Origin of the sequence: Gordonia sp. DT30, assembly GCF_049844915.1 — a bacterium.
In the GTDB taxonomy this organism is placed as follows: Bacteria; Actinomycetota; Actinomycetes; order Mycobacteriales; family Mycobacteriaceae; genus Gordonia.
The window spans coordinates 1-24,870 of record NZ_JBNCLY010000030.1; the positions used below are offsets into that span (position 1 = coordinate 1).

The following is a 24,870-nucleotide window of genomic DNA, read 5'->3' on the forward strand; positions in this document are numbered from 1 at the left end:
CCGCATCAGTGATTCGACGTCGGCGGGTAGGTCGCTGACTGGGGGGACGGTGTTCATGCGACTGGTTCCTGTCTGTCGATGGTGGTGTGGTTCAACCTGTTCCAGCCGCTGGTTCCCTGGGCGAGGGACGAGTGTTCGGAGGCGCCGCGGCGGGTGGTGTCGAGTCCTTTGGCTGCCAGGATCGAGTCGAGGTCCCCGGTGGCGAACCGGCCGTGGACCGCGGCGTGCCCGAGTGCCCAGTTGACGTCGTTGTTGGTGCCCAGGGCGGCCAACTCGACTGCGTGGGCCATCTTCTGCATGATCCGCTCGGTGCCGGCGGCAGCGGCTTCCTTGAGCCAGATCGCGGCCCCGTCCCCGATCGCGAGGAAGGCGTGTTCGGCGGTGGTGCGCGCGCGGATGCGGTAGTCGCCGGGGACTTTGTCGTGGTGGCCGGGGAAATGGGTGTCGTCGACCGCGGGGGTGCCGGGCGTGGTGCGCCGGTGCCGGGCGACTTCGACGGGCCCACCGTCGTCGAGCGCGCAGATGACGATCTCGTCGGTCCCGTCGTGATGTCGGACCCACACACTTTGACCCAACAGTGTTGCAGGAGTGGAGTATTGGCAGTGTTCGAAGGTGATCATCGGCGTGTTGGCGGGGACCCGTCGAGTCACGCCGAGACTCGCGGTATGAGGTAGATCGGGAATCTGGTGCAGCCGCGTGCGTTCCTCGGCGAGCATCTCGGCAGGGACTCGGCGGGTGGCCCGATGGACCCGGGCGTTGATGTGGTCGGTGAACGCGGCGCATGCCGCTTCGACGTCAGCGAAGCTGGCGTACTGGGGCAGCAGGTTGGTCTCGGTGGGCACGATGTCGGCCTTGGCAAGCTTGACGGCGCTTTCCACCCCGCCCTTCGATGCCGGATCGGCGGGTTCGCAGGTCAGTACCGAGATGCCGTAGTAGCGGCCGAACGTCACCGCCTGCCGATTACGGACCGGAACCCCGGCGATATGGCCGGTGGTGACGGTCTTCTCGTTGTCGGTCAACAGATAGGTGGGGGCGCCGCCGATGATCCGGAAGATCCGGTCGAGGCCGGCGAACACACTCGCGGCGGTCCGGTCGTGCAGGGCGATCACGACCCGGAAGCGGCACCACGCCAGCCAGGCGACCAGGAGCACAACCTTGCGGCCGTCGACGACCGGACCATCACCGAAGTCGTATTGCAGCCACAGTCCCGGCTCGGTGATCCACGGCCGATGTACTCGTGTATTGCCCAGGCGCCAAGCGGATTTGATCTCCGCGAGCGCGCGGCGGGTCGTGCGGTCGGTGCCTGTGTAGCCCAAAGCTTGCAAACGTTCGTGTGCCTTGTCGCCGCGGATCTTGCCCCGCGAGTCGTCCACCCACGCTTCAAGAACATCGCGGTAGTCATCGATCAACCGGGCCCGGCGCACCGCCGGTGGCAGGCCCGCGGCCCGGGCCTCGACAGCCTTCTTCACGGTGTGATGCGAGCAGCCACACAACTCCGCGGCCGCCCGATACGACCTGGTCAGATCGTAGGCATTGAGTATTTCCATGAGTTCTCCGTCAGACTTCACTACGGCCTCTCCTGCTGGTTGCGATTCGACTTAGGCATCGGTATCGAAACCACAGGAGAGACCGCCCCGGCGACGACGCGCCGGGGCAGAGGGGATCGGTCTGGGCAGATTCGTGTCCACCAGCGGGCACTTTCATGTCCGCAGGTGGGCAGTTCTTACTGGCCGTCAGCGGGCACTTTCATGTCCACGCATGGGCAGGTTCTCATGTCCGCCGACATCCATACCGCGCCACGCGGAATGGTCACGGGTTCGCGCGGTTCTAACTTGCTCGCGCGGCTGGTCGACCAGCCGCGCGAACCAGCACGGTCCGCGGGAACCAGCACGGTCCGCGGGAACCAGCTGCGGGCCGCGCGAACCCAGCTTCCTTTCGGTGGTCGCGGGCCGAGCCGGCACCGCGAGTTCAGCGCGAATCATTACCGACTATTCGTGCGGTAACCCGATGCGGGGTTAGTATTGTGGTGGATGAAGGGAAGGCGACGAGATGGCGAGACCGACGAGGGTCAGCGGGCCGTGCCAGGCATGGCCGGAGGAGAGTGCGTTCATCCGCGAGGTGCTCGACCGGATCGGCGACAAGTGGACGATGCTGATCGTCAGCACGCTCGACGGCGGGCCGCTGCGTTACTCCGAACTGCAGGCGAGCATCCCGGGGATCTCACAGCGGATGCTGACCCAGACGCTCAAGCTCCTCGAACGTGATGGGCTGATCACCCGGACCGCATACCCCGAGATCCCCCCGCGGGTGGAGTACGAGCTGACGGATCTCGGCCGGTCCCTGATGAACGCGGTCATGGCGATGGCCGGCTGGGCCGTCGCCCATCACAGCGAGATCGCCAGTAACCGGGCGGCCAGCGAACTCACCGGAGTGGGCCGCGGCAGGGCTCCGGTCGGCGCGTCCGCCGGCTGATCCGCGCGGTCCCGCTACTTGTTCCAGCAACTGGCGATGGGCGGAGCATGGGCGGCGCAGGTCGGACCATACCTCGACGACGACCGGCGATCCTTCGCGTTCCGATAGCTGCTCATAGTTCACCTCACTGGTAGTGCGTAACGCCATCGTGAGTGAGATGACAAGCATCTACAAAAGGCACTTTGACGTGCGTCAGGCTCGGCAGAAACGACGTCACCAGAAACGTCGGGTGCACTGCGTCCCACACGTGCCGGAACGTGCCGGCCGCGATGCTCGCGATCTCGTCGGCCCGGGCCCGGCCGCGTTCGGCGATGTAGGTGCCCCCGGCCAGGCGCCGCCATCCGAGCGCGCGTAGTTGCTCGACCTGCAGCAGGTAGTGCTCGACGGTCGGATCCAGCGTCGCCGGGTGTAGCGTTGCCCGCACCCGGTGCGCGCCGGTGAACGCGAAGTCGACCCGGCCGTGCAGGCCCTCGTGGATGGTCGGGTCCTGTGCGATCCAGGCGGTCGCACCGTCGGCGAAGTTGCGCAGGTGCGCGGCGAGCACTGCCTCGAAGTTCTGCCAGCCATCATCGACGGATGTATCGAAGTCGTTGGTGCGCATCATTTCTCCCTCCGGTCGGCCAGGGAGTGGTCCCCCTTGATGCCTACGGTATGCCACGGATACGACACTCCCGGTCCGACTCGGGCGACACCGGACGGATGGAAAGTCAGCGCAAACGTGCCCCCGGCCGTGGGGCCGGGGGCACGATCGTCGGTGTCGGGAACCGATGGTTACTTGAGCTGACCGGCCGCGATCTGGTTGGCGAACTCGGGGTGGTTGTTGAGCCACTCGGTCACCGCGCCGTCGGGGTTGTTGCCCGCGTACTTCTGGGTCATCAGGTTCTCGAGCTCCGAGAGATCGGCGTCGGGGAGAACCAGGTTCTTGAACAGCTGAGCCGCCTTGGGAGCCTTCTCGGAGAAGCCCTTGGTCGCCCAACTCCAGATGCCTTCCTTACCGCCGAGGGCTCCCTTCGGGTCGGCGAGGTCACGAATCTTGAACGCCGAGTAGGCCCAATGCGGCTTCCACAGGGTGACGGCCACGTTGGAGCCGTCGGCCTCGGCCTTGCGGATCGAGGCGAGCATCGCCGCCGTCGAGGACGTGGTGAAATTGAGGCCCTGCAGCCCGTACTGCGGGATCACATCGTTCTTGACGATCCCGGTCTCACCGGCGCCCGGTTCGATGCCCACGAGCGTGTTGTTGAACTGAGAGGCCATCGTCTTGAGGTCGCCGATCGACTGGGCCGGCGACGAGTTGTTCACGGCGATGGTCAGTTTCGCGCTGTCATACCAGCAGCTGAGTGGCTCGAGCTGGTTGCCGTAGCGATCGATGTAGGTCTTGTGCGTCTTGGGCAGCCAGACGTCGGTGAGCACGTCCACGTCGCCCTTTGATGCGGCGGTGAATCCGGCTGCGGCGTCGAGTGTCTTGATGTCGACGGTGTAGCCGTTCTTCTGCAGCACGTCCTTCATCAGATACGCGGTGGCCGCCGACTCGTCCCAACCGCTGAACGCGCCGATGGTGATGTTCTTGTCGTCACCGGCGCCGAGACCGCCCGCGGGTGCCCTACCGTCGGTCAGAGAGCAATTGGCGTACTTCGAGGCGATGTCGTTGGTGGAGCTCGCACCGCCGCCGGAGCCGCTGTCGGAGTTGGAGTTCGATGCTCCGCAACCGCTGAGTGCGAGCGCACCGACCGTGACGGCGGCCGCGACCGCCCCGAGCCTACTTCTGATATTTCTCATCTGTACTTACCCTCTTTCACTACTTCATTGGGTCTTTCAGAGCTTCCCGACGCGTCCGCGGTCGCCGATCGCCGCGCTGAGTCGATCGAGGTAGACGGCGATGATGACCACGGCGAGACCGGCTTCGGCCCCGAGTGAGAGATTGAGGGTCTGCAGTGCCTCGTTGACCTGGCCGCCCAATCCGCCGGCTCCGGCGAATCCGGCGATGACCACCATCGACAGCGCGAGCATGATGACCTGGTTGACGCCGGCCATGATCGTCTTCATCGCCAGCGGGATCTGGATCTGGGTGAGGATGCGCCGCGGGCTGGAGCCGAATGCCTGTCCGGCCTCGACGACTTCGGGATCCACCCCTCGGATGGCCAACTCGGTCAACCGGATTCCCGGCGGCATCGCGAACACCAACGTGGAGACGACGCCCGGGGTCGGGCCGATACCGAACACGATGATCACCGGCACCAGGTAGACCAGGCCGGGCAGGGCCTGCATCAGGTCGAGGATGGGCCGCACAATCGAGGACACCACCCGGCTACGCGCGGCGAGAATGCCGATGGGCAGGGCGATGATCAGGGCGATGATCACCGAGACCAGTACCAGCGCAATGGTGTTCATCGCGTTGACCCATTGGTCGAACGCGCGGATGAAATAGAAGCCGATCACCGTGAACACGGCCAACTTCCAGCCTCGCCGCAGGCCGGCGGCCAGCAGCGCCAGCACCGCGAAGATCGCGATCATCACGTAGTACGGCGGAGACGACAGCACGGTGTTGAAGGCGTCGTAGAGTCCGGTGATCACCGTCTTGATGGCGTCGAACAGCCAGCCGGCGTGCTGGGTCAGCCAGTTGAAGGCGTCCTCGATCGCATCGCCGACGTGAATGCGCGGGTTCATGAAACTCATGCGTTTTCCTCCCCGCGCGGGACGAGCGCGGCCAGCAGACCGACCCGCGGGATGACGCCGCGTAACCGGCCGTCGTCATCGGTGACCACCAACGGGACCGGCGATTCGGCGGATGGCGCGAACAGTTCGGCGACCGGTGTGGATTCGTTCACCTGGACGAGGGTTTCGGTGCGCACCAGCGTTCGCAGGTCCCCGACGTCGGCGTTGACCGCGGCGACGGCCTCCTCGTCGACGACGTAGCCGAGGAGTCGGCCGCGTTCGGTCACCAGCACCCCGCCGACCTGCTTCTGCCGCATCTCGTTGATCGCGCCGCGTGGACCGGCGGTGACGGGCACGACTGCGGCGGCGGGCTCCATCACCGAGCCGGCGGTCAACACGCGGGTGCGGTCGACCTCGGCGGTGAACTTGGCGACGTAGTCGGTGGCCGGGTCGGTGAGAATCTGCTCCGCGGTACCGATTTGGACGATCCGGCCCGACCGCATGACCGCAATCCGATCACCGACGTACATGGCTTCGTTGAGGTCGTGGGTGATGAACACGATCGTCTTGCCGAGGCTGGACTGCAATTCGATGAGCTGGTCTTGCATTTCGCGGCGAATCAGTGGATCGAGAGCCGAGAATGCCTCGTCCATCAACAGGATCGGGCTTTCGGCGGCCAGCGCGCGAGCGAGCCCGACACGCTGCTGCATGCCGCCGGAGAGCTGGGAGGGATAGCGGTCGCCCCAGCCCTTCAGGCCGACGACCTCGAGCCAGTGATCGGCGCGTTCGAGACGTTCGGATTTGGATACGCCCTTTTCGCGCAACGCATACGCCGCATTGTCGCGAACCGACCGGTGCGGCAGCAGCGCGAAATGCTGGAACACCATCGAGATCGAGTCGCGGCGGATCTGACGGAGTTGCTTGTCGCCGACGGTGGTGAGGTCGATGTCGCCGACGAAGACCGAGCCGGCCGTCGGCTTCCACAGGCCGTTGAGTGTGCGGATCAAGGTCGACTTGCCCGACCCGGACAGGCCCATCACCACGAAGATCTCCCCGGGCGCCACGTCGAAGGTGGCGTCGATGACGGCTGCGGTACCGAACTCTTTGACGTCGTCGGCGTCGGCGCCGTCACGCAGGCGTTTGATTGCCTCGCCGGGTCGCCGGCCGAACACCTTGTAGACGTGGTCGGCGCGCAGCGCGGGTCCGGCGTCGGGCGCCGCGCTCGTGGCGTCGCTCTCGGGCGAGATGGTCAAACCTTCCCCTTCCGGCGGGTGTTCAGACGTTGTGCATTGCCCAACAGAATTCGGTGTTGGCAACCGGACACCCTTAGTCACCCTAAACAGCAGCTGAGTGACAGGTATGAGGTACCCCACGATCGAACCACATACTTCTCCGTCGAGCAGTGGAGTGCGAGCGCCCCGGTGGAACTATCCGGTATGTGGCGAATGCACGATATCCGTGCCCGGCCGGCAGCGGGTCGGACATCAGGAATTCGACGCGGCGGCCGACTTTCGGGCGGCGGTGTAGGTGCGCGCGGCCTCGGCGTCCGAATCGACCTGTGGCGGTGAACCACGCAGCGGCTGACGTGCGGATTCACGGAGAAACCAGATCGCGACCAGACCCACCACGCCGCTGGCGATCAGATAGAAGCCGGGTACCAGTCGATTGCCGGTGAGACTGACCAGGGCCGAGGTGATCAATGGGGTGGTGCCGCCGAACAACGACACCGCGATGTTGAACCCGATGGAGAGCGCACCGTAACGCACCGACGTCGGGAACAGGGCAGGCAGAGTCGAGGCGGTGGGCGCGGCGAAGCACGCGAGGATCGCGCCCAAGACCACACACGCCACGATCGGCGCCCAGATCGCGTCCATCCCGAGCAGGATGAAGCACGGGACGGCAACGATGATCTGGATGACCGCGCCGATGGCGAAGACGGGACGCCGGCCGATGTAGTCGCTGACCCGGCCCAGTGCCAGGATCAGTGTCACCACCACGAGCATCGCCAGCAGCACCAAGAGGTCCGAGCTGAGCTGACTGCGTCCGATGACGTCGGTGAAATAGGTCGGCAGATATGCGGTGACCATGTAGTTGGTGACGTTGTAGAGAATCACCACCCCGACACACACCAGCAGCGGCCGCCAGAATCGGACGAAGATCGCGCCGATCTCACGTCCGGCACTCTCGGTCTGCTTGACCTTCGCGTCGTGCTCGTCGAGCTGTTTGCGATAGGCGGGGGTGTCTTCCAGGCGCAACCGCAGATAGAGCCCGATCAGTCCCATCGGGCCGGCGATGAAGAACGGGATCCGCCAGCCCCACGAGAGCATGACGTCGTCGCCGAGTGCGGCGTTGAGGATCGTGACGACCAATGATCCGAGCGAGTAGCCGATGAACGTTCCGAAGTCGAGCCAGCTGCCGAGGAATCCGCGGCGGCGGTCCGGCGAATACTCGGCGATGAACGTGGTCGCCCCGCCGTATTCGCCGCCGGTGGAGAAACCCTGCACCATGCGGGCCACCAGCAACAGGATCGGCGCCCAGATACCGATCACCCCGTAGGAGGGGATCAGGCCGACCGCGAACGTGCCCGTTGCCATCATGATCATGGTCGTCGCCAGCACCTTCTGCCGGCCGATGCGATCGCCGAGCGGGCCGAAGAAGAACCCGCCGAGCGGCCGCACCAGGAATGCCGCGGCGAAGGTCCCGAAGGTGGCGAGTAACTGCACGCTGGACGAGGCGTCGGGGTAGAAGACCTTGCCGAGGGTAGCGGCGAGGTAGCCGTATACCCCGAAATCGAACCACTCCATCGTGTTTCCGAGCGCGGAGGCAGTGATCGCCCGCTTGAGCATCGGCTGATCGACGACGGTGATCGACTCTTGCGTGAGCGGTGGTTTGCGGCCTATCAACAGCCCCAGCGCCCGCAGATGACGGTCGACGACGTGCTCGTGCGCCCAGCGCACGAGAGACGGCCTGCGGCCGTCGGGTGCAGGATCAGGCATTTCCTCAGCCTAGATAGTGAAGGTCCGTGCCGTCCTGCGAAGTGTTCAGCGCGGGGGCGGTGCTCGGATATCGTCGATGGATGGAGCTGCCGAAACCCCGCCTGGAACCGCGTCGGCGTGTCGTTCCGGCGGCGGGCGCGTTGCCCGCGCCGACGCGGCCGTTTCCGCCGGCTCGGCTGATTCCGCTGCCGGGGCGGGCACCCGAGGACGTGGTCGTCGGCGCTGATGGTCAGCTCTATTGCGGGCTCGAGGGCGGGGCCATCGTGCGCGTCGATCCGACGACGCTGCGGACGGAGGTGGTCGCCGACACCGGCGGCCGGCCACTCGGGTTGCTCGCATATGACGACGGATTGATCGTGTGCGACTCGCATCGGGGGCTGCTGCGCGTCGACCCGGCCACCGGGAGCGTGGACGCCCTCGTCGAACGCGTCGACGGTGTGCCGCTGCGGTTCTGTTCGAATGCGGCGCTCGCCCCGGACGGCGCGATCTGGTTCACCGAATCGTCCACGCGGTTCGGCTTCGAGCACTACATGGGCGCGTTCCTCGAACACCGGCCGTCCGGGCGGCTCCTGCGGCGTGACCCGGACGGGACGGTCACGGTGATCCACACCGAGCTGGATTTTCCGAATGGGCTGACACTGGCGCCGTCGCAGGACGCGCTGATCATGGTCGAAACCGGGGGCTATCGCATCAGCCGCGTGCGCCTCGCCGACGGTGCGACGACGACGCTGACCGCCAACCTGCCCGGGTTCCCCGACAACCTGTCGATCTTCCGGGACGGACTGGCCTGGGTGGCCTTCACCAACCCGCGCAGTGCTGCCCTCGACCGCGCCGGCCGACTACCGGGCTGGGTGCGCCGGGCCATCTGGCGTCTGCCCGACGCGCTCATCCCCGGCCCGCGCGAGGCCATCTGGGTGCGGGCCATCACCGAACACTGTGAAACGGTGCACGATATCCGTTCGGTCCGAGGCGATTTCGCGATGGCCACCGGAGTCGTCGAGCACGACGGGTTCCTCTATGTGGCCGGGCCGCCTCAGGGGGCGCTGCTGCGGCTCGATCTCTCCGGATCCGCGCCCGAGGCCGACAACCGCGCCTGATCGGCGCCGCCGGGGGTTCGAAGGTTGGGGGGTCGAAGATTGCCTCGCGGCAATCCGGGGTACGCACACGCGGTATTCACATATCTCGGAAGGTGGCACCGATGACACTGCCCGACGGTCTGTGGGGTGAGCGGACACCATACGGACCCGGCGACCCCTGGCCCACTCGCGCCGACGTACAGCTGGCCGACGGGATCGGCGAGTCCGACGTCGAGCGGTGGGTGCCGACGGCGTCGGTGCTGCATTCCAACGGTGACGGCCTCGATCTCGCGGTACGCGGTGAGCAGATCGTCGGTGTGCGCGGATCGACCGGCGACCGGATCAACCACGGGCGCCTCGACGTCAAGGATCGGTACGGATGGCAGGCCACCGCCTCGGACGACCGGCTGACGCGGCCGCTGATCCGGTCCGGCGGGCGACTGGTCGAGACCGACTGGGAGACCGCGATGGGTCGCGTGGTCGATCACAGCCGCCGGCTTCTGCAGAGCTACGGGCCCGGTTCCATCGGCTTCTACACGTCCGGGCAACTGTTCCTCGAGGAGTACTACACGCTGGGCGTGATCGCCCGCGCGGGGATCGGCACCAACCACATCGACGGCAACACCCGGCTGTGTACCGCGACCGCCGCCGAGGCGCTCAAGGAGTCGTTCGCCTCCGACGGGCAGCCCGGCACGCTCGCCGACATCGACCATGCCGACGTGATCGCCCTGTTCGGCCACAACATCGCCGAGACGCAGTCGGTGTCGTGGATGCGCATCCTCGACCGCCTCGCCGGCAGCGATCCGCCGTCGCTGCTGTGCGTCGATCCGCGGCCGACTCCGGTGGCGCGGCACGCCGCGATCCATCTGGCGCCGCTGCCGGGGACGAATGTGGCGTTGATGAACGGTCTGCTGCACGAGATCGTGGCGCACGGCTGGATCGACCGCGACTACATCGACGCGCACACCGTCGGTTTCGCCGAACTGGAGAAGCAGCTCGCCGACTATCCGGTGGAGCGGGCCGCCGAGATCTGTGGTGTCGATGCCGGCGAACTCCGCGCGGCCGCACAGCTGCTGGGCGGCGCGCAGCGATTGATGTCGACTGTGCTGCAGGGCTTTTACCAGTCACATCAGGCGACAGCAGCGTCGGTGCAGGTGAACAACCTGCATCTCGTCCGGGGCATGCTGGGCCGGCCGGGTTGCGGCGTGCTGCAGATGAACGGCCAACCCACCGCGCAGAACACCCGGGAATGCGGCGCCGACGGCGATCTCGCCGGATTCCGCAACTGGGCCAACGACTCCCACATCAAGGAGCTCGCCGAGCTGTGGAACGTCGATCCGTCGCAGATCCCGCACTACGGTCCACCGACGCACGCGATGCAGATGTTCCGCTACGCCGAGCAGGGCTCGCTCAAGATGCTGTGGGTCTCGGCAACCAACCCGGCGGTGTCGCTACCCGAATTGACCCGCATCCGTTCGGTTCTCGCCCAGCACCGGTTGTTCCTGGTGGTGCAGGACATCTTTCGCACGGAGACGGCCGAGTTCGCCGATGTCGTCCTGCCGGCCGCCGCGTGGGGCGAGAAGACCGGCACCTTCACCAACGCCGATCGCACCGTGCACCTCTCGGAGAAGGCCGTGGACCCGCCAGGGCAGGCGCGCTCGGATCTCGACATCTTTCTCGACTACGCGCGCCGAATGGACTTCCGCGACAAGGACGGTCAACCGCTGCCGCCGTGGACCGACGCCGAGTCGGCGTTCCGCGCGTGGCAGGCGTGCAGTGCCGGTCGGCCGTGCGACTACACAGGCATGAGCTACGACGCGCTGCGCGAGCGCGGCGGCATCCAATGGCCATGTACCGCAGATACTCCCGAAGGCACCGAACGTCTCTACACCGACGGCCGGTTCTGGAGTGCGCCCGATTACTGCGAGGCATATGGCAAGGATCTGGTGACCGGCGCCCCGGTCGAGCCCACCGAATACCGGGCGCTCAACCCTGATGCGAGGGCGATCATCAAGGCCGCTGAGTACCTGCCGCCGCACGAATGCCCGTCGGACGACTATCCGTTCGCACTCATCACCGGACGCATCATCTACCAGTTCCATACCCGCACCAAAACCGGCCGCACACCGCAATTGGACGGTGCCGCACCAGATGTGTGGGTGGAGATGTCGTCCGAGGATGCCGCCGACCACCACGTCACCGACGGCGACCGCGTGGAGATCACCACCCCGCGCGGGGTGGTGCATGCCGTTGCTCGCATCACCGACATGCGGCGGGGCGTGCTGTTCGTGCCGTTCCATTACGGCTACTGGGATGAGCCCGACGATCACCCCACCGACCGTGCCGCGAACGAACTCACCATCACCGACTGGGATCCGGCATCCAAGCAGCCGCTGTTCAAGACCGCGGCTGCGGCACTGAGACGGTGTCCACCGGAGGCTGAACGCCCTGGGGAAACCGTCAACACCGGTGGAGATGCGTCATGAACAAGCTCGGTCTGGTCCTCCGCGAGCTGCACCGGAGCGAATTGCACCTCGCCCGTGACCTCGACGCGGTGTCTCGTCGACACAAGGCCGATCACGAGATCTACTACGTTGCAGGAGATGTCGCCGGATGGTCGCGCGAGCATGTCCGCCGGATCGCCGAGGCGGCAGCCGACATGAACATCGACCTGTCCGCCCGGCCGCGCACCGCAGCACGTGCCGGTGAATTCGCCGAACGATTCAGTGACCTCGTCGCGAGACGACCGGAGCCGTCGCTGCTGCTCCTCGTCGATCTTCGCCGCCTGCACCAGCGAGCCGCCGGGGTGTCGATCGACTGGGAACTGCTCGCCCAAGGCGCCCAGGCAACCAAGAACGCCGACCTGCTCGAGTTGGCGTCGCAGTGCCATCCCGAGACGCTGCGCCAGCTCCGGTGGACCAACTCGATGCTGAAAGTGCTCTCACCGCAAGCACTGATATGAAGTTCTCAAGGAACGGTTGCGGTCCCGGCAAGCCGGGGTGCAGGGTCAGGAAGTTATTGTGGCGAAGCCTGTTTCAGGGCTGTTGGTGTCAGGCGGCGTCGTTGAGGTGCAAGGTGCGTCGGTTGTAGGCCGGAAGTGGTCGTCGCCGGGGGTCGACGGAGGCTGGTGGGACCAACCATGGGTGCCGGTCGAATCCCATCACCACATCCCAGCCAAGGTCGTGTACATCGTGGTGGCACGCGGTGCACAGCAGGCACCCGTTGTCGAGGTCGGTGGGGCCACCATCAACCCAACTGACGAGGTGGTGCGCCTGCGTGCGCGAGGCGGGCGCACCGCATTTGATGCAACATTTGTCGCGTAGCAGCAACGCTTTTCGCTGTGACGGCGTGAACAACCGCTTCTCCCGTCCCACGTTCAACGGCACTTCCTCGCCGTCGATGATGGCGACGGTGATCGCGGCATCACAACCCAACGTTCTCGCCGTGGCGGGCGTGACCGATCCCATGAACTCGAGCGCGGACAGCTGTGGGGCACCAGCAGGAATGGTCAGCAGGACGCCGCCGGTCGGCTTGCACGACACGGTCTCATCAGCAAGACCTCGTTCAGCGAGTTCGAGGACCGTTTCGAGAGCATCGGCGCGTCTACGTTCGACCGGACGCGGGTCGTGTGAACCGTCGGGCTGCGGCTTTGGCGCGGACAGTGTTTCGACGAGACTGTGCAGCTTCTCCCCGGCGACGGCGTCGAGATTGGCGCGCACGTCGAGGCGTCCGTCGCTGGTCTTGTGGTAGCCGAGTTCGTTGATCGTCTTGTCTTCGGCGGCGGGTGCGCCGCCGGTGTCGTCGGCAACAAGGTTGCCGAGTTGGCGTGCGTGCTTACCGATTTCGGCGGGACTCATCCCCGACAGCGCTTGCGACACCAACGCGCGGGTGTGATCGCGACGCTCTTCGGGGGTGACAGGTTCGCCGGCGCGGGAGTCGATATGGGTGAGTCCGAGAACAATGGCGTCGGCGTGGTCGAGGGATATCGCACCATCCACGGTGTGGATGCGTAGTCCGTCGAGCTCCTTCGTGGTGCCGATGCGGACGAGCCGCCCGGCGACGGCGGGCGCGATTCCCATGGTGATCAACAGTTGTCGCACCGACCGGCCTTGGGGCGCGGTCACCTTGAGACGGTCGAACTCGCCGGTCAACGTCGCGGCGAGGTGATCGACCTTGTTGCGCAAGATGATCAGTTGCTGCATCGCCGCGAACGCCTCCCGTGAACTGAGATCCGCACGGACCGTGCGGTCGTGGAGTTGTTTGATGAGACACGCGAATGCATCTGCAGACAGTGATGGCGTAGCTGCGGTGTCGTCGATCATGGAATCCCCCCTGGATGATCTTGCGATGGGTCCAGTGGAGCAGAAGATTCGTTCGATTGGCAGGTCTTGTGGAATCAATCCGCAAGGACCGCAACCGCTTTCGTCCCACCAGTGAACAGGAGCCACACGCCTCCGTCGACGGCGAGTCGGATCAGAGCCGTTCGATGATGGTGGCGTTCGCCAGTCCGCCGGCTTCGCACATCACCTGTAAGCCGTAGCGCCCGCCGGACTGCTCGAGATTGTTGAGCAGGGTGGTCGCCAGGCGGGCGCCGGACGCGCCGAGCGGATGACCGATGGCGATGGCACCGCCGTTGATGTTGACCTTGGCGGGGTCGGCGCCGGTCTCGTGCAGCCAGGCCAGCACCACCGACGCGAACGCCTCGTTCACCTCGAACGCATCGATGTCGTCGATGCCCAGACCTGCTCTCGCGAGGACCTTTTGGGTGGCGGGAATGATCCCGGTGAGCATGTAGATCGGGTCGTCGCCGGCGACGGCGAAGGAGTGGATGCGGGCCCGCGGTGCAAGACCGAGGCGCTGCGCGGCGGCGTCGCTGGTGATGAGTACCGCGGCCGACCCGTCGTTGACCGGCGAACTGTTGCCGGCGGTGACGCGCCAGTCGAGCTCGGGGTAGCGCTGTTCCCAGAACTCGTTGCGGAACGCGAGGCGCAACCCGGCGAGGGTGTCGACGCTGGAGTCACCGCGGACGGTCTCGTCGACGTGCAGATCGGTGACCGGGGTGATCTGGGAGTCGAACAGCCCGTCCTTCCACGCGCGGGCCGCCCGCTGGTGCGACGTCGCCGCGAACTCGTCGAGCTGAATGCGGGAGAGGTCCCAGCGATTCGCGATCAGATCGGCACTGATGCCTTGCGGCACAAGGCCGTCGGGGTATCGCGCCGCCACCTTGGTGCCGAGGAAGTCCTTGCCCTCCGACTGGGACCCGATCGGGACGTGGCTCATGGATTCGACGCCGGAGGCGATCACGACGTCGTAGGCGCCGGCGATCACGCCCTGCGCGGCGAAGTGGATGGCCTGCTGGCTCGAGCCGCACTGCCGGTCGACGGTGACGCCCGGCACGGATTCGGGGAATCCCGCCCCGAGCAGCGCCCACCGAGCGGTGTTGCCGGACTGCTCGCCGACCTGGCCGACGGCCCCGCTGATCACGTCGTCGACGACGGCTGGATCGATATCGTTGCGCGCCACCAGGTCTGCCAGGACGTGGGCGTGGATGTCGACGGGGTGCAGATCGGCGTAGGCGCCGCCGGGCTTGCCCTTGGCGATCGGTGTACGGACGGCGTCGACGATGACGGCTGTGTTCATGACTTGTCCTCTCGGAACTCCGACCACCAGGCTGACTGTTGATCGTCTCAGTCAGAACGTACGCCTCTGGCTGTGGTTTGGCAAAGGCAGAGTTCGGCGTCGGGGCCCAGCGCGGCAGGCGCGCCATATGTCCGGCACGCCTGCCGCGTGGCAACCGCAGCGACACCGCGCTTCCGGCCGTGAACGCTACTTCTTGAACTGGAGAACAGCCTTCATCGTGTCGCACTGCATTGCGCGGAACGTGTCGTCGATTGCGGCACGATCCTCCGACAGCCACGAGGCGATGTCCTCGACCCAGTGTTCGCCGCCAACCAGGGTGGGGCAGCCACTGGTCAGCGGGATGTCGACGGTCACCGGCCGGCCGTCGTGAGAATGGATGACCACCCATGCCCGCACCTGCTTGCCTTCGGCCCCGAGCATTTCCGCGAGCCGTGCCGCGGCGACACCGAAATGAATCTCGTGACTCTGCAATTCGTGCCCGCGGCCCGAGGTGATGAGGGTGCCGTCGGCCCACTGGTAGTTGCACCCGCGCCAGTACTTGGAATCGACGAGCGCGACTCTGTCCCCGAGCACGATGGCGTGGTCGACGTCGGCGACCTCCGAGCCCGGAAATTCCAGGGTGTTGATCATCTGGGCGTCGGGCAACAGGTCGCTGCGGCGGTCGAAGCCGTCGGAGGTGAGCTGTTCGCCCTGGATTCCCTTGGTGACATTTCCGACGCCGAACTTCTCGACGGCGTCGCCGAGTCCGCTTGCCGGTTCCCCGATGACCCGGCGTGCCAGCAGGTCGGGTTCGATCGGCCGGTAGTTCTGCTCGTCCTTCCGCCACGAGGATGCGACGGCAGCGACCGTCACCAGAACCAGCGGTACAGCCAACTCGACCGTCACCTCGGCGTTGGCCACCCACAGGATGAGTGCGAGCAGCAGGACGCAGACGGCAACAGAGAACTTTCCGAGGTAACCGACCACGCCGATGACAACTGCGACGATCGCGAGGACCACACTGATCGCGAGGGAGTAGGCGATCGCTGCCAACACGCCGTGCGCGGACCATGCCTTCCAGATCTCGGTCACCCAGACCACCACGAGGTAGACGGCTGCCACGCCGACGCATGAGACCCGAATCCGTTCGATGTTCCGTCCCAGCGGCGTGGGCACAACCCGCGGGAGTTCGTAGTATTCCGACCCGTTCATCTTGCTCTCCTTGGTTGGGTTTTCAACTGACGGGAGAACGCTATCCAGGGGGTCTTCGGGGGTGCGGCACTTGTATTCGTGCAGGTAGTCGGGTTTTCACCGAACGCCGGCTCTTGACGAGCTTCTCGTGGGGTGGAACCGGGGGACGGTCCGCGGTGGGTGCGCAGCCGAACCTGGTGCGTGCTTTCGGAGCAGCCCGATGCCCGGCTACGCGTCAGACGAAAAGGACGCCCTGCCGGGGCTCGTCTCGACGCCACGAACATGCCCGCCGTCGATATTGCCGGGCAAGATCATCGGGGGAGTTTGATCGCCACCGAAATGTCGTCCACCGGCTCATCGGTCATCACCTGTACGAGATCTCGGGCCATCTCCTCGACCTCGCGGACGTCTGCAGCCCATGTGTGCCGGTTCAGTTCCGGAATGAAAATCGACCAGCCGGGTGCGGCGCGCTCAATGATCGCCGCGTAGTCCGCCATTGTCCCTACCCGTGTCGAGGCCGGGTCGACCGCCGCCGGCCCTGCCGATGAGGCCACGACTCGACCCTGCCGCCGCCGTCCCGGTTTTAGTCCCTTCCGAATGTCATCTTACGGCGACCACAGCTCACAACCGCGTCACCGCCAGCCCACCGTCGTGGAATTGCGAACGCAGGCGCTTCTTGTCGAACTTGCCGACGCTGGTCTTGGGAACTTCGTTGATGACCGTCCAGTTCTCGGGTAGCTGCCACTTGGCGACCTTGTCGGACAAGAACTCTCGCAACGATTCCGGAGTGGCGTCGGAACCCTCGCGCAGCACCACCGCGACGAGCGGCCGTTCGTCCCATTTCGCATCCGGCACGCCGATGACCGCGGCCTCGACGACGTCGGGGTGGCCCATCACGGCGTTCTCCAGGTCCACCGAGGAGATCCACTCGCCGCCGGACTTGATGATGTCCTTGGTGCGGTCGGTGAGCGTCAGGTAGCCGTCGGGGGTGATGGAGCCGACGTCGCCGGTGCGCAGCCAGCCGTCGTCGAACTTCTCGGGTGCGTCGACGCCGTAGTAGGAGCCGGTGATCCACGGTCCGCGCACTTCCAGCTCGCCGATGCTGGTGCCGTCGTTGGCCACCACCTCGCCGTCGTCGTCGACGAGCCGGGCCTGCACCGACGCCGGGAACCGGCCCTGGGTGTAGCGGTAGCGCCAGCGCTGCTCGCCTTCGGTGCCGGCGGGCGGGCGGGCCACCGATCCGAGCGGCGAGGTCTCGGTCATTCCCCACGCGTGCAGCACGTCGATGCCGTGCTGCTCTTCGAAGATGTGCATGAGTGACGGCGGCACTGCGGAACCGCCGATGAGCACCTCGCGCATACTCGAGATGTCTTGTGGATGCTGTTCGAGATATTGGTGCAGGCCCAGCCAGATCGTGGGGACGGCCGCCGCCATCGTCGGGCGTTCGGCGGCGATCAGTGCGGCGAGCGGTTCGGGCTGCAAGAAGCGGTCGGGCATGATGAGCGACGCCCCGATCATGAACGCCGCGTACGGCATTCCCCACGCCATGGCGTGGAACTGCGGGACCACGGCCAGCGCCCGGTCGCCCTGCTTCATCGCCGGGCCGTCGGTCATGCACACCTGCATGGAGTGCAGGTAGATCGAACGGTGCGAATAGACAACACCTTTCGGGTCGCCGGTGGTGCCGGAGGTGTAACACATGGCGGCCGCCGACCGTTCGTCGACGTCGGGCCAGTCGTACTCGGTGGGCTGCTCGGCGATGAGCTGCTCGTAGGAGTGCACCTGCACGCCGTCCGGGGCGTCGACGCCGTCGGTGGAGTCGCCGGTGACGATCACGTGCCGGACGGTGCTCAGTTGCGGCAACTGCGGATTGAGCAAGGGGAGCACCGTCGGGTCGACGATGATGACGTGGTCTTCGCCGTGGTCGGCGACGAAGACCAGTTGCTCGGGGAACAGCCGGATGTTGAGGGTGTGCAGCACCGCGCCCATCGCCGGCACCGCGAGGTACGCCTCGAGGTGTTCGGCGTTGTTCCACATGAACGTGCCCACCCGTTGATCGCCGGTGACGCCGAGCCCACGCAACGCATGGGCCAGCGCCGCGCAGCGCCGCCCCACCTCGGCATAGGTACGGCGGCGGGGGCCGTCACCGGTCCACGTCACCACCTCGGCGTCGCCGTAGACGGTGCTGCCGTGGCGCAAGATCTGCGCGATCGACAGCGGAACATCCTGCATGGTGCTGAGCATCGGTCCTCCTCATGGTGGCCCCGCGTACTGCCGACGGTGGGGGCGCCTACGGTTCCGAGGATGGCACCGTCGGGGGCGGCGCGGAGCGGATTTGCCGATCACGGACGCGCGGCCGGCAGGCAGGTTTCACTCAGCGTGCGAAAAACCGTCGACCTGGGCGAACCACGCCCGGAAGCAGGGTGGGTTTCCCGGTACCGGTGCGATCGCGGATGATCAGTTGGTGACTGCAGAAGATGGGTCGGGCACGGTGGACGATCACGCAGATCTTCATTGGCTTCCGCCGAAGCCCAAACGCGACAAGAGTCTGTTGGTCGCCGGGATCGTGGTGGTGCTCGTTGTCGTCGTCGGCCTGGGCTTCACCCTCTTCGGGAACTCGGGGCTGCTGCGCAGCGACGACGGCGACTCGGTGACGATCGGCACCACCGAGGCGTCGCAGGACTACTGGCCGATCTTCGTGCGCAAGGCCAAGGACCGGGGCGTCACCATCAAGACCGTCAACTTCTCCGACGGCAACCAGGTCAACCCCGCGCTCGCCCAGAAACAGGTGGACCTCAACCTCTTTCAGCATCTGCAGTTCCTGGCCGACTACAACGTGTCCACCGGCAACCACCTCGTGCCGGTCGGCTCCACCTACATCGTGCCGCTGGCCGTCTACTCCAAACGGCATCATTCTATCCAGGACATCCCCGACGGCGGCACCGTCGCCATCCCCAACGATGCCACCAATCAGGCCCGCGCCCTGCTGGTCTTGAAGGCGGCCGGGCTGGTGGATCTGCGCGGCGGCGGCAACATCAAGTCGACGCCCGCCGACGTGCTGTCCGGGTCGCGCGTCAACGTGGTGCCGGTGGCCGCACAGCAGACGGTCGCCTCGCTGCCGTCGGTCGACGCGGCCGTGATCAACAACAACTTCGCACAGGACGCCGGCCTCGACCCGGCGTCGGCGATCTACCAGGACGACCCGAAGAGTGCTGCGGCCGAGCCGTACATCAACATCATCGTGGCGCGCCCGGACGACGCGGACAATGCGGCATTCGGCAAGGTGGTCGAGGCCTTCCATGACCCGGAGGTCACCGCCGCGCTGGTGAAGCAGTCGAAGAACACCGCCGTCATCGTCAGTCGGCCGCGCGCCGACCTCGAGCAGATCCTGGACCGGCTGGAAGGGCAATTGCGATGACCCACCGCGAACCGATCATCGAGCTGCGGAACGTCACCAAGACCTACCCGGTCGAGGGTTCCAAGGACACCCTCGACGCGCTCGCCGGCATCAGCCTGCACATCGACGCCGGGGAGATCTATGCCATCATCGGCGGATCCGGTGCAGGCAAGAGCACCGCGGTCCGCCTGATCAACGCCCTCGAGCGGCCCACGTCCGGGCAGGTCTTCGTCGAGGGCGTCGACCTCGCGACACTCAAGGGCAAACGCATCCGCAAGCTCCGCACCCGGGTGTCGATGGTCTTCCAGCAGTTCAACCTGATGAACTCGCGCACCGTCTACTCCAACATCGACTTCGCACTCGAGATCGCCGGATATCCGAAGGACAAGCGCCGCAACCGTATTGCCGAGCTCCTGCACTTCGTGGGGCTGGCCGAGAAGGCATGGTCGTATCCGAGTCAGCTCTCCGGCGGGCAGAAGCAGCGGGTCGGGATCGCCCGTGCGCTGGCCGCCGACCCGCTGGTCCTCCTCGCCGACGAGGCCACCTCCGCGCTCGACCCGCAGACCACCAACGAGGTGCTCCGGCTCCTGCAGCGCGTCAATGACGAACTGGGCATCACCGTCGTCGTCATCACCCACGAGATGGATGTGGTGCGCAAGATCGCCCACCGCGTGGCCGTGCTCGATCAGGGCACCCTCGTCGAGGAGGGCGAGGTGTACGACGTCTTCGCGCACCCGCGCGACGACCTGACCCGCCGGATCGTCGAGGACTCGCTGCACGGGCGGCCCAGCGCCGAAGACGCTGCGACGCTTCGTGAGCGGTACAACGGCCAATTCATCTCGGTGCCGATCGGTGAGCACACCGAGGTCGGCGACATCCTCGCCGAGGTGGCCCGCACCACCGACCTCGGATTCGAGTTCGTCTACGGCGGCATCTCGGCGTTGCAGGGCAGATCGGTCGGCAACATCACGTTGCTGCTCAAGGGCTCCGACGAGGCCATCGCCACCGCGATCAGCCGATTGCAGGCGTCGACACCCGATGCGGAGGTACTGCGGTGAACATCAACTGGGACACACTCGGACCCATCTTCTGGGAGTCGGTGTGGCAGACGCTGCAAATGGTCGTCGCCACGCTGGTGATCGGTGGAATCCTCGGCCTGCTGCTCGGGGTGGCGCTGTACACGACGCGCCGCGGCGGCATCCTGGAAAACGTCTGGGTCTATCAGATCCTCAACGTCGTGGTGAACTTCGTCCGCCCGATCCCGTTCATCATCTTCATCGTCGCCGTCGGCCCGTTGACGGTGAAAGTGGTGGGTACGACGATCGGGACCGGCGCGGCGATCTTCGCGCTGGCCATCGCCGCCACCTTCGGGATCTCGCGGATCGTCGAACAGAACCTGGTGTCGATCGATCCCGGCGTGGTGGAGGCGGCGACAGCGCTCGGTGCCGGGCCGCTGCGCATCATCTTCCGCGTGCTGCTGCCCGAGGCGCTGGGGCCGCTCATCCTCGGGTACACGTTCATCTTCATCACCATCGTCGACATGACGGCGGTGGCCGGCTCGGTCGGCGGTGGTGGGCTCGGCAACTTCGCGATCCAGTACGGCTACCAGCGGTTCAACTGGTGGGTCACCTGGATCGCGGTGGCGGCGATCATCGTCATCGTGCAGGCCGCGCAGTTCTTCGGGAACTGGTTGTCCGCCAAGGCGTTGCGACGCTGATCCGGCACCGATCCGCGGCGGCCCGGTGAGCCGGTGACCCGCGCGCCGGCGGCCGATCGTGCAGGTCCAAAATGGGGTGATGGTTGATGCTTCGCTCCCCGTGATCGATCTGTCGCTGGCCGAGACCGATCCCGACCGGCTGCACGCCGAACTCCTCGCCGCCGGCCGCGACGTCGGTTTCTTCTACCTGACCGGCCACGGCGTCGACGACGCGCTCTTCGACCGCGCGCTGGCCACCGCACGGGAGTTCTTCGCCCAGCCCGATGCGGTCAAGGACGAGGTGAGCCAACTGCGCAGCCCGCAGTTCCGCGGCTACACCCGGGTCGGTGGGGAATTGACCAACGGCCGCACCGACTGGCGTGAACAGATCGACCTCGGCCCCGACCGCGATCCGGTCGCCGGTGCCGAAGGGTTCTGGAACCTGCAGGGCCCCAACCTGTGGCCGTCGTCGCCGGCGGATTTCCGGGAGATCTTCACCGACTGGAGCGACACGCTGACCGGCGTCGGAATGCGGCTGTTGCAGCACTGGGCGATCGCGCTCGGCGCCCGCCCCGATGTCTTCGAGGCCGCCTTCGAGCAGCCGGAGACGCTGACCAAACTGGTGCGCTATCCCGGTGATGACGCGCAGACCCAAGGTGTTGGTGCGCACAAGGATTCGGGCGTGCTCACGCTGCTGCTGGCCGAGCCGGGTTCGGCCGGCCTGCAGGTGCAGGCCGGTGCCGACGAGTGGATCGACGCCACCCCGATCCCGTACGCCTTCATCGTCAACATCGGCGAGCTGCTCGAGGTGGCGACCGGCGGCGTCCTGCGCGCCACCCTGCACCGGGTGCTCAGCCCACCGGCGGGCACCGACCGAATCTCGGTGCCGTTCTTCCTGAATCCGAGGCTCGACGCGCAGATCCCCGTCCTCGACGTCGCCCACTCCGGGCCCGGCGTGGAAGCCGACCCGAACAACCCGATCTTCACCACCTACGGCGAGAATGCGTGGAAGGCGCGGCTGCGCGCCCACCCCGACGTCGCCGCGCGGCATCACGGTATCGCGCCGAGTGGGCCGGGTGCGGCGTACTGAGCAGATGACACAGTGTCCGGAGTAGCTGCACCGGCAGATTAGAAGCCCAGGCTTGCAATCAGCCGATTAGAAGCCTAGCCTTCATATTGTGAGTGAACGGGAAAGCCTGAACCGATCGACCGCGACCGCCGTGCGGGTGGCCGTGAGCATGATCAAGCGGCGGACCCGAGAGACCTTCGCCGACAACGAACTGAGCGCACCGGAGCTGTCGGCGCTGTCGCAGATCGACCGCACCGGGCCGACGGCGATCGCCGAACTGGCGCGCTCGACGCGGATCACCCCGCAGTCGATGGGCGCGACGGTCGCCGCACTCGAACGGCTCCACCTGGTCTCACGCGATCCCGACCCCGCCGACAAGCGTCGGAGTCTGTTGACCGTCACCGACGCCGGCCGCGACGTCGTCCATTCGGGCCGCGACTCGGTGACCGAGAAGATGGCGACCGCCCTCGCGAATTCCTTCACCGACGACGAGGTCGCCACCCTCGCCGCCGCCGCTCCCTTGCTGGAGCGCCTGGCGCAACTGTTCTAGCCCCAATTCTGTTGACCTGCTTCACGTTCGGTCACCATGACATCCGAGCGGTGCCCCCGCGCAACGATGTGCGAAAGGAGTGTCCATGCCCTCAACGGAAACGACCACCGTCGGCGCGACCGCATATCGCGGGCACCCGTTCTCGTGGCGGTTCACCACACCGCTGTTCATCGGCTCGGCCCTCAACCCCATCAACAGTTCCCTGCTCGCGACGGCGCTGGTGCCGATCGCCCACGGCATCGGCGTCCCCGTCGGCCAGACCGCGACCCTGGTCGCCGCCCTCTACCTGGCGAGCGCGATCGGCCAGCCCACCGCCGGTAAGGCCGCGGAGGTGTTCGGTCCGCGCCGGATCTTTCTCGGCGGCATCATGCTGGTCGGCATCGGCGGCATCATCGGCGGCTTCGGGAACGACCTGGTGATGCTGCTGGTCAGCCGCATTCTGCTCGGCCTGGGCACCTCGTGCGCGTATCCGACCGCGATGCTGCTCATCCGACGGCGGGCCAACGACGCCGGGATGGACCAGCCGCCGGGCGGGGTGCTGGGCGGTCTGATGATCTCCGGCATCGCCACCGCGTCGCTGGGGCTGCCGATCGGCGGGCTCCTGGTCGGCGTCTTGGGTTGGCGGGCAGTGTTTTTCGTCAACGTCCCGGTCGCGGCGATCGCCATGGTGGCCACTCTCCTCTGGGTGGAATCGGATCGGCGCGCCCGGCCGGAGGAACCCGGACGGCAGCGCGCCTCCGCACGCGCCATCGCCTCCGATCTCGACGTGATCGGCGTCGCCGGCTTCGTGTTGGCCATGCTCGCGTTGCTGATGTTCCTGTTCGGGCTCCCCACGACGCGCTGGTGGGTTCTCGCGGTCTCGGTGGTGCTGTGGCCGGCGCTGGGCGTCTGGGAGCTGCGCGCGGCCTCACCGTTCCTCGACCTGCGGATGCTCGTCTCCAACATCGGCCTGAGCAGCGCCTATGTGCGCTTCGGCCTCGCGAATCTCTGTGTCTACGTCGTCCTGTACGGCATCACCCAATGGATCGAATCGGTGCGCGGGTTCAGCGAATCGGCCGCAGGCCTGCTGCTGCTCCCGATGACCCTGGTCTCCGGCCTGGTCATCGCGCCCATCTCGCGCCGCAACCTCGTCCGGCTCCCGGTCATCGCCGCCGCGGTGACCTGCCTGCTCGGTTCCCTCGGCGCACTGTTGCTCACCGGCACGTCGTGGATCGGGATCGTCGTCATCCTGACCGTCCTGTTCGGCATGGCCACCGGATTCGCCACGGCCGGCAACCAGACCGCGCTGTATCGCGCCGCCCCCGCCGAGCAACTCGGCACCGCGTCGGGGCTGCTGCGCACCTTCGGTTACCTCGGCTCGATCGCCGCGAGCGCCATCACCGGAATCGTCTTCCACGACGACGTCACCGACAGCGGCGTGCACCTCATCGGCTGGATCATGACCGGCGTCAGCATCGCCCTCGTCGCCATCACGGTCGCCACCCTCGGCGCGCGGAGCCACAGCCACTGAACTTACCGATTCGGTTGACAGTCAACCGAAAACAGATAGAGGAGAAACAATGCCCATCACCACCATCGACCCCAAGACCGCGCTCGTCGTCATCGACCTGCAGTCGACGATCGCCCAGCTCCCCGCCGTGCATCCCTTCGACGAGGTGCTGGGCAACGCGGTGACACTCGCCGACGCCTTCCGCGCGCGCAACCTGCCCGTCGTGCTCGTCAACGTCGGCGGACGTGCCACCGGACGCACCGACCAGACCGGCGGGCAGCCCGCGGGCAAGATGGACCTGCCCGACGGATGGTCGGATCTGCTGCCCGCGCTCAATCAGCAGCCGACCGACAAGATCGTCACCAAGTACACGTGGGGTGCGTTCCACAACACCGGCCTGGCCGAACACCTCGAGGAACTCGGCGTCACGCAGGTCGTCATCTGCGGCGTCGCGACGTCCATGGGCGTCGAATCGACCGCACGGCAGGCCCACGAACACGGGTTTCACGTCACTCTGGCGATCGATGCGATGACCGACACACGGCTGGAGGCTCACGAGAACTCGGTCACCCGGATCTTCCCCGCACTCGGCGAAACGGGCACCACAGCCGACGTCCTTGCCCAGCTCAGCGCCTGATCGCGGCGCGACGCGGCGCTGTCTGA

General features: G+C 66.4%; 22 protein-coding genes. 11 read left to right on the forward strand and 11 right to left on the reverse strand.

The window, feature by feature from the left end; all coding sequences use genetic code 11:
- Window positions 1-53 precede the first annotated feature (53 nt).
- Window positions 54-1,568: an IS21 family transposase gene (istA, locus tag ACLQ3C_RS19790; protein WP_425706807.1), complete on the reverse strand. Its 1,515-nt coding sequence runs from the start codon at window positions 1,566-1,568 to the stop codon at window positions 54-56.
- Between the two features lie 481 nt (window positions 1,569-2,049).
- Here istA and ACLQ3C_RS19795 point away from each other — a divergent pair, with 481 nt between their 5' ends.
- A complete protein-coding gene (locus ACLQ3C_RS19795) occupies window positions 2,050-2,472 on the forward strand; it encodes a winged helix-turn-helix transcriptional regulator (RefSeq protein ID WP_425706808.1) in 423 nt (140 codons plus the stop codon).
- 124 nt (window positions 2,473-2,596) lie between these two features.
- On the opposite strand, the gene ACLQ3C_RS19800 is transcribed toward ACLQ3C_RS19795, so the two are convergent.
- From ACLQ3C_RS19800 to ACLQ3C_RS19820, 5 genes are all read right to left on the reverse strand, one after another.
- On the reverse strand, window positions 2,597-3,073 hold the full coding sequence (locus ACLQ3C_RS19800) for a TY-Chap domain-containing protein (RefSeq protein WP_425706809.1): 477 nt from the start codon (window positions 3,071-3,073) through the stop codon (window positions 2,597-2,599).
- A gap of 170 nt (window positions 3,074-3,243) precedes the next feature.
- A complete protein-coding gene (locus tag ACLQ3C_RS19805; RefSeq protein WP_425706810.1) occupies window positions 3,244-4,248 on the reverse strand; it encodes a glycine betaine ABC transporter substrate-binding protein in 1,005 nt (334 codons plus the stop codon).
- Between the two features lie 36 nt (window positions 4,249-4,284).
- Window positions 4,285-5,145 carry an ABC transporter permease gene (locus ACLQ3C_RS19810; RefSeq protein ID WP_425706811.1) on the reverse strand — a complete coding sequence of 287 codons (861 nt, stop codon included), beginning with the start codon at window positions 5,143-5,145 and terminating at the stop codon, window positions 4,285-4,287.
- On the reverse strand, window positions 5,142-6,377 hold the full coding sequence (locus ACLQ3C_RS19815; protein ID WP_425706812.1) for a quaternary amine ABC transporter ATP-binding protein: 1,236 nt from the start codon (window positions 6,375-6,377) through the stop codon (window positions 5,142-5,144). Before ACLQ3C_RS19815 ends, ACLQ3C_RS19810 begins: the two co-directional genes overlap by 4 nt.
- A gap of 231 nt (window positions 6,378-6,608) precedes the next feature.
- A complete protein-coding gene (locus ACLQ3C_RS19820; RefSeq protein ID WP_425706813.1) occupies window positions 6,609-8,120 on the reverse strand; it encodes an MFS transporter in 1,512 nt (503 codons plus the stop codon).
- A gap of 80 nt (window positions 8,121-8,200) precedes the next feature.
- Between ACLQ3C_RS19820 and ACLQ3C_RS19825 the strand changes: the two genes are divergently transcribed.
- From ACLQ3C_RS19825 to ACLQ3C_RS19835, 3 genes are all read left to right on the forward strand, one after another.
- The gene (locus tag ACLQ3C_RS19825) at window positions 8,201-9,217 is read left to right on the forward strand and encodes an SMP-30/gluconolactonase/LRE family protein (RefSeq protein WP_425706814.1); all 1,017 of its coding nucleotides are present in this window, start codon (window positions 8,201-8,203) and stop codon (window positions 9,215-9,217) included.
- Between the two features lie 101 nt (window positions 9,218-9,318).
- Window positions 9,319-11,682, forward strand: coding sequence for a molybdopterin oxidoreductase family protein (locus ACLQ3C_RS19830; protein WP_425706815.1), 2,364 nt, complete (start codon window positions 9,319-9,321; stop codon window positions 11,680-11,682).
- The gene (locus ACLQ3C_RS19835) at window positions 11,679-12,158 is read left to right on the forward strand and encodes a hypothetical protein (protein ID WP_425706816.1); all 480 of its coding nucleotides are present in this window, start codon (window positions 11,679-11,681) and stop codon (window positions 12,156-12,158) included. Before ACLQ3C_RS19830 ends, ACLQ3C_RS19835 begins: the two co-directional genes overlap by 4 nt.
- 88 nt (window positions 12,159-12,246) lie before the next feature.
- Here ACLQ3C_RS19835 and ACLQ3C_RS19840 read toward each other — a convergent pair whose 3' ends face one another.
- From ACLQ3C_RS19840 to ACLQ3C_RS19860, 5 genes are all read right to left on the reverse strand, one after another.
- Entirely contained in the window at window positions 12,247-13,518 is a 1,272-nt protein-coding gene (locus ACLQ3C_RS19840) for a DUF222 domain-containing protein (RefSeq protein WP_425706817.1), read from the reverse strand.
- 151 nt (window positions 13,519-13,669) lie between these two features.
- Window positions 13,670-14,836 (reverse strand): thiolase family protein, encoded by a 1,167-nt coding sequence (locus tag ACLQ3C_RS19845; protein WP_425706818.1) that lies wholly within the window; start codon window positions 14,834-14,836, stop codon window positions 13,670-13,672.
- Window positions 14,837-15,022: 186 nt separating this feature from the next.
- Entirely contained in the window at window positions 15,023-16,027 is a 1,005-nt protein-coding gene (locus ACLQ3C_RS19850; RefSeq protein WP_425706819.1) for an NERD domain-containing protein, read from the reverse strand.
- Window positions 16,028-16,317: 290 nt separating this feature from the next.
- Window positions 16,318-16,503, reverse strand: coding sequence for a hypothetical protein (locus ACLQ3C_RS19855; protein WP_425706820.1), 186 nt, complete (start codon window positions 16,501-16,503; stop codon window positions 16,318-16,320).
- 124 nt (window positions 16,504-16,627) lie between these two features.
- Window positions 16,628-18,250, reverse strand: coding sequence for a long-chain fatty acid--CoA ligase (locus ACLQ3C_RS19860; RefSeq protein ID WP_425706821.1), 1,623 nt, complete (start codon window positions 18,248-18,250; stop codon window positions 16,628-16,630).
- 304 nt (window positions 18,251-18,554) lie between these two features.
- On the opposite strand from ACLQ3C_RS19860, the gene ACLQ3C_RS19865 reads away from it, so the two are divergent.
- From ACLQ3C_RS19865 to ACLQ3C_RS19895, 7 genes are all read left to right on the forward strand, one after another.
- Entirely contained in the window at window positions 18,555-19,424 is an 870-nt protein-coding gene (locus tag ACLQ3C_RS19865) for a MetQ/NlpA family ABC transporter substrate-binding protein (RefSeq protein WP_425706844.1), read from the forward strand.
- Entirely contained in the window at window positions 19,421-20,461 is a 1,041-nt protein-coding gene (locus tag ACLQ3C_RS19870) for a methionine ABC transporter ATP-binding protein (protein WP_425706822.1), read from the forward strand. Before ACLQ3C_RS19865 ends, ACLQ3C_RS19870 begins: the two co-directional genes overlap by 4 nt.
- Window positions 20,458-21,120: a methionine ABC transporter permease gene (locus ACLQ3C_RS19875; RefSeq protein ID WP_425706823.1), complete on the forward strand. Its 663-nt coding sequence runs from the start codon at window positions 20,458-20,460 to the stop codon at window positions 21,118-21,120. The genes ACLQ3C_RS19870 and ACLQ3C_RS19875 overlap by 4 nt, the downstream gene beginning before the upstream one ends.
- A 79-nt stretch (window positions 21,121-21,199) precedes the next feature.
- A complete protein-coding gene (locus ACLQ3C_RS19880) occupies window positions 21,200-22,189 on the forward strand; it encodes an isopenicillin N synthase family dioxygenase (RefSeq protein WP_425706824.1) in 990 nt (329 codons plus the stop codon).
- An 88-nt stretch (window positions 22,190-22,277) separates the two neighbouring features.
- Window positions 22,278-22,718, forward strand: coding sequence for a MarR family winged helix-turn-helix transcriptional regulator (locus ACLQ3C_RS19885; RefSeq protein WP_425706825.1), 441 nt, complete (start codon window positions 22,278-22,280; stop codon window positions 22,716-22,718).
- A gap of 85 nt (window positions 22,719-22,803) precedes the next feature.
- Entirely contained in the window at window positions 22,804-24,228 is a 1,425-nt protein-coding gene (locus tag ACLQ3C_RS19890) for an MFS transporter (RefSeq protein ID WP_425706826.1), read from the forward strand.
- A gap of 49 nt (window positions 24,229-24,277) precedes the next feature.
- Window positions 24,278-24,844 (forward strand): isochorismatase family protein, encoded by a 567-nt coding sequence (locus ACLQ3C_RS19895; protein WP_425706827.1) that lies wholly within the window; start codon window positions 24,278-24,280, stop codon window positions 24,842-24,844.
- Window positions 24,845-24,870 lie beyond the last annotated feature (26 nt).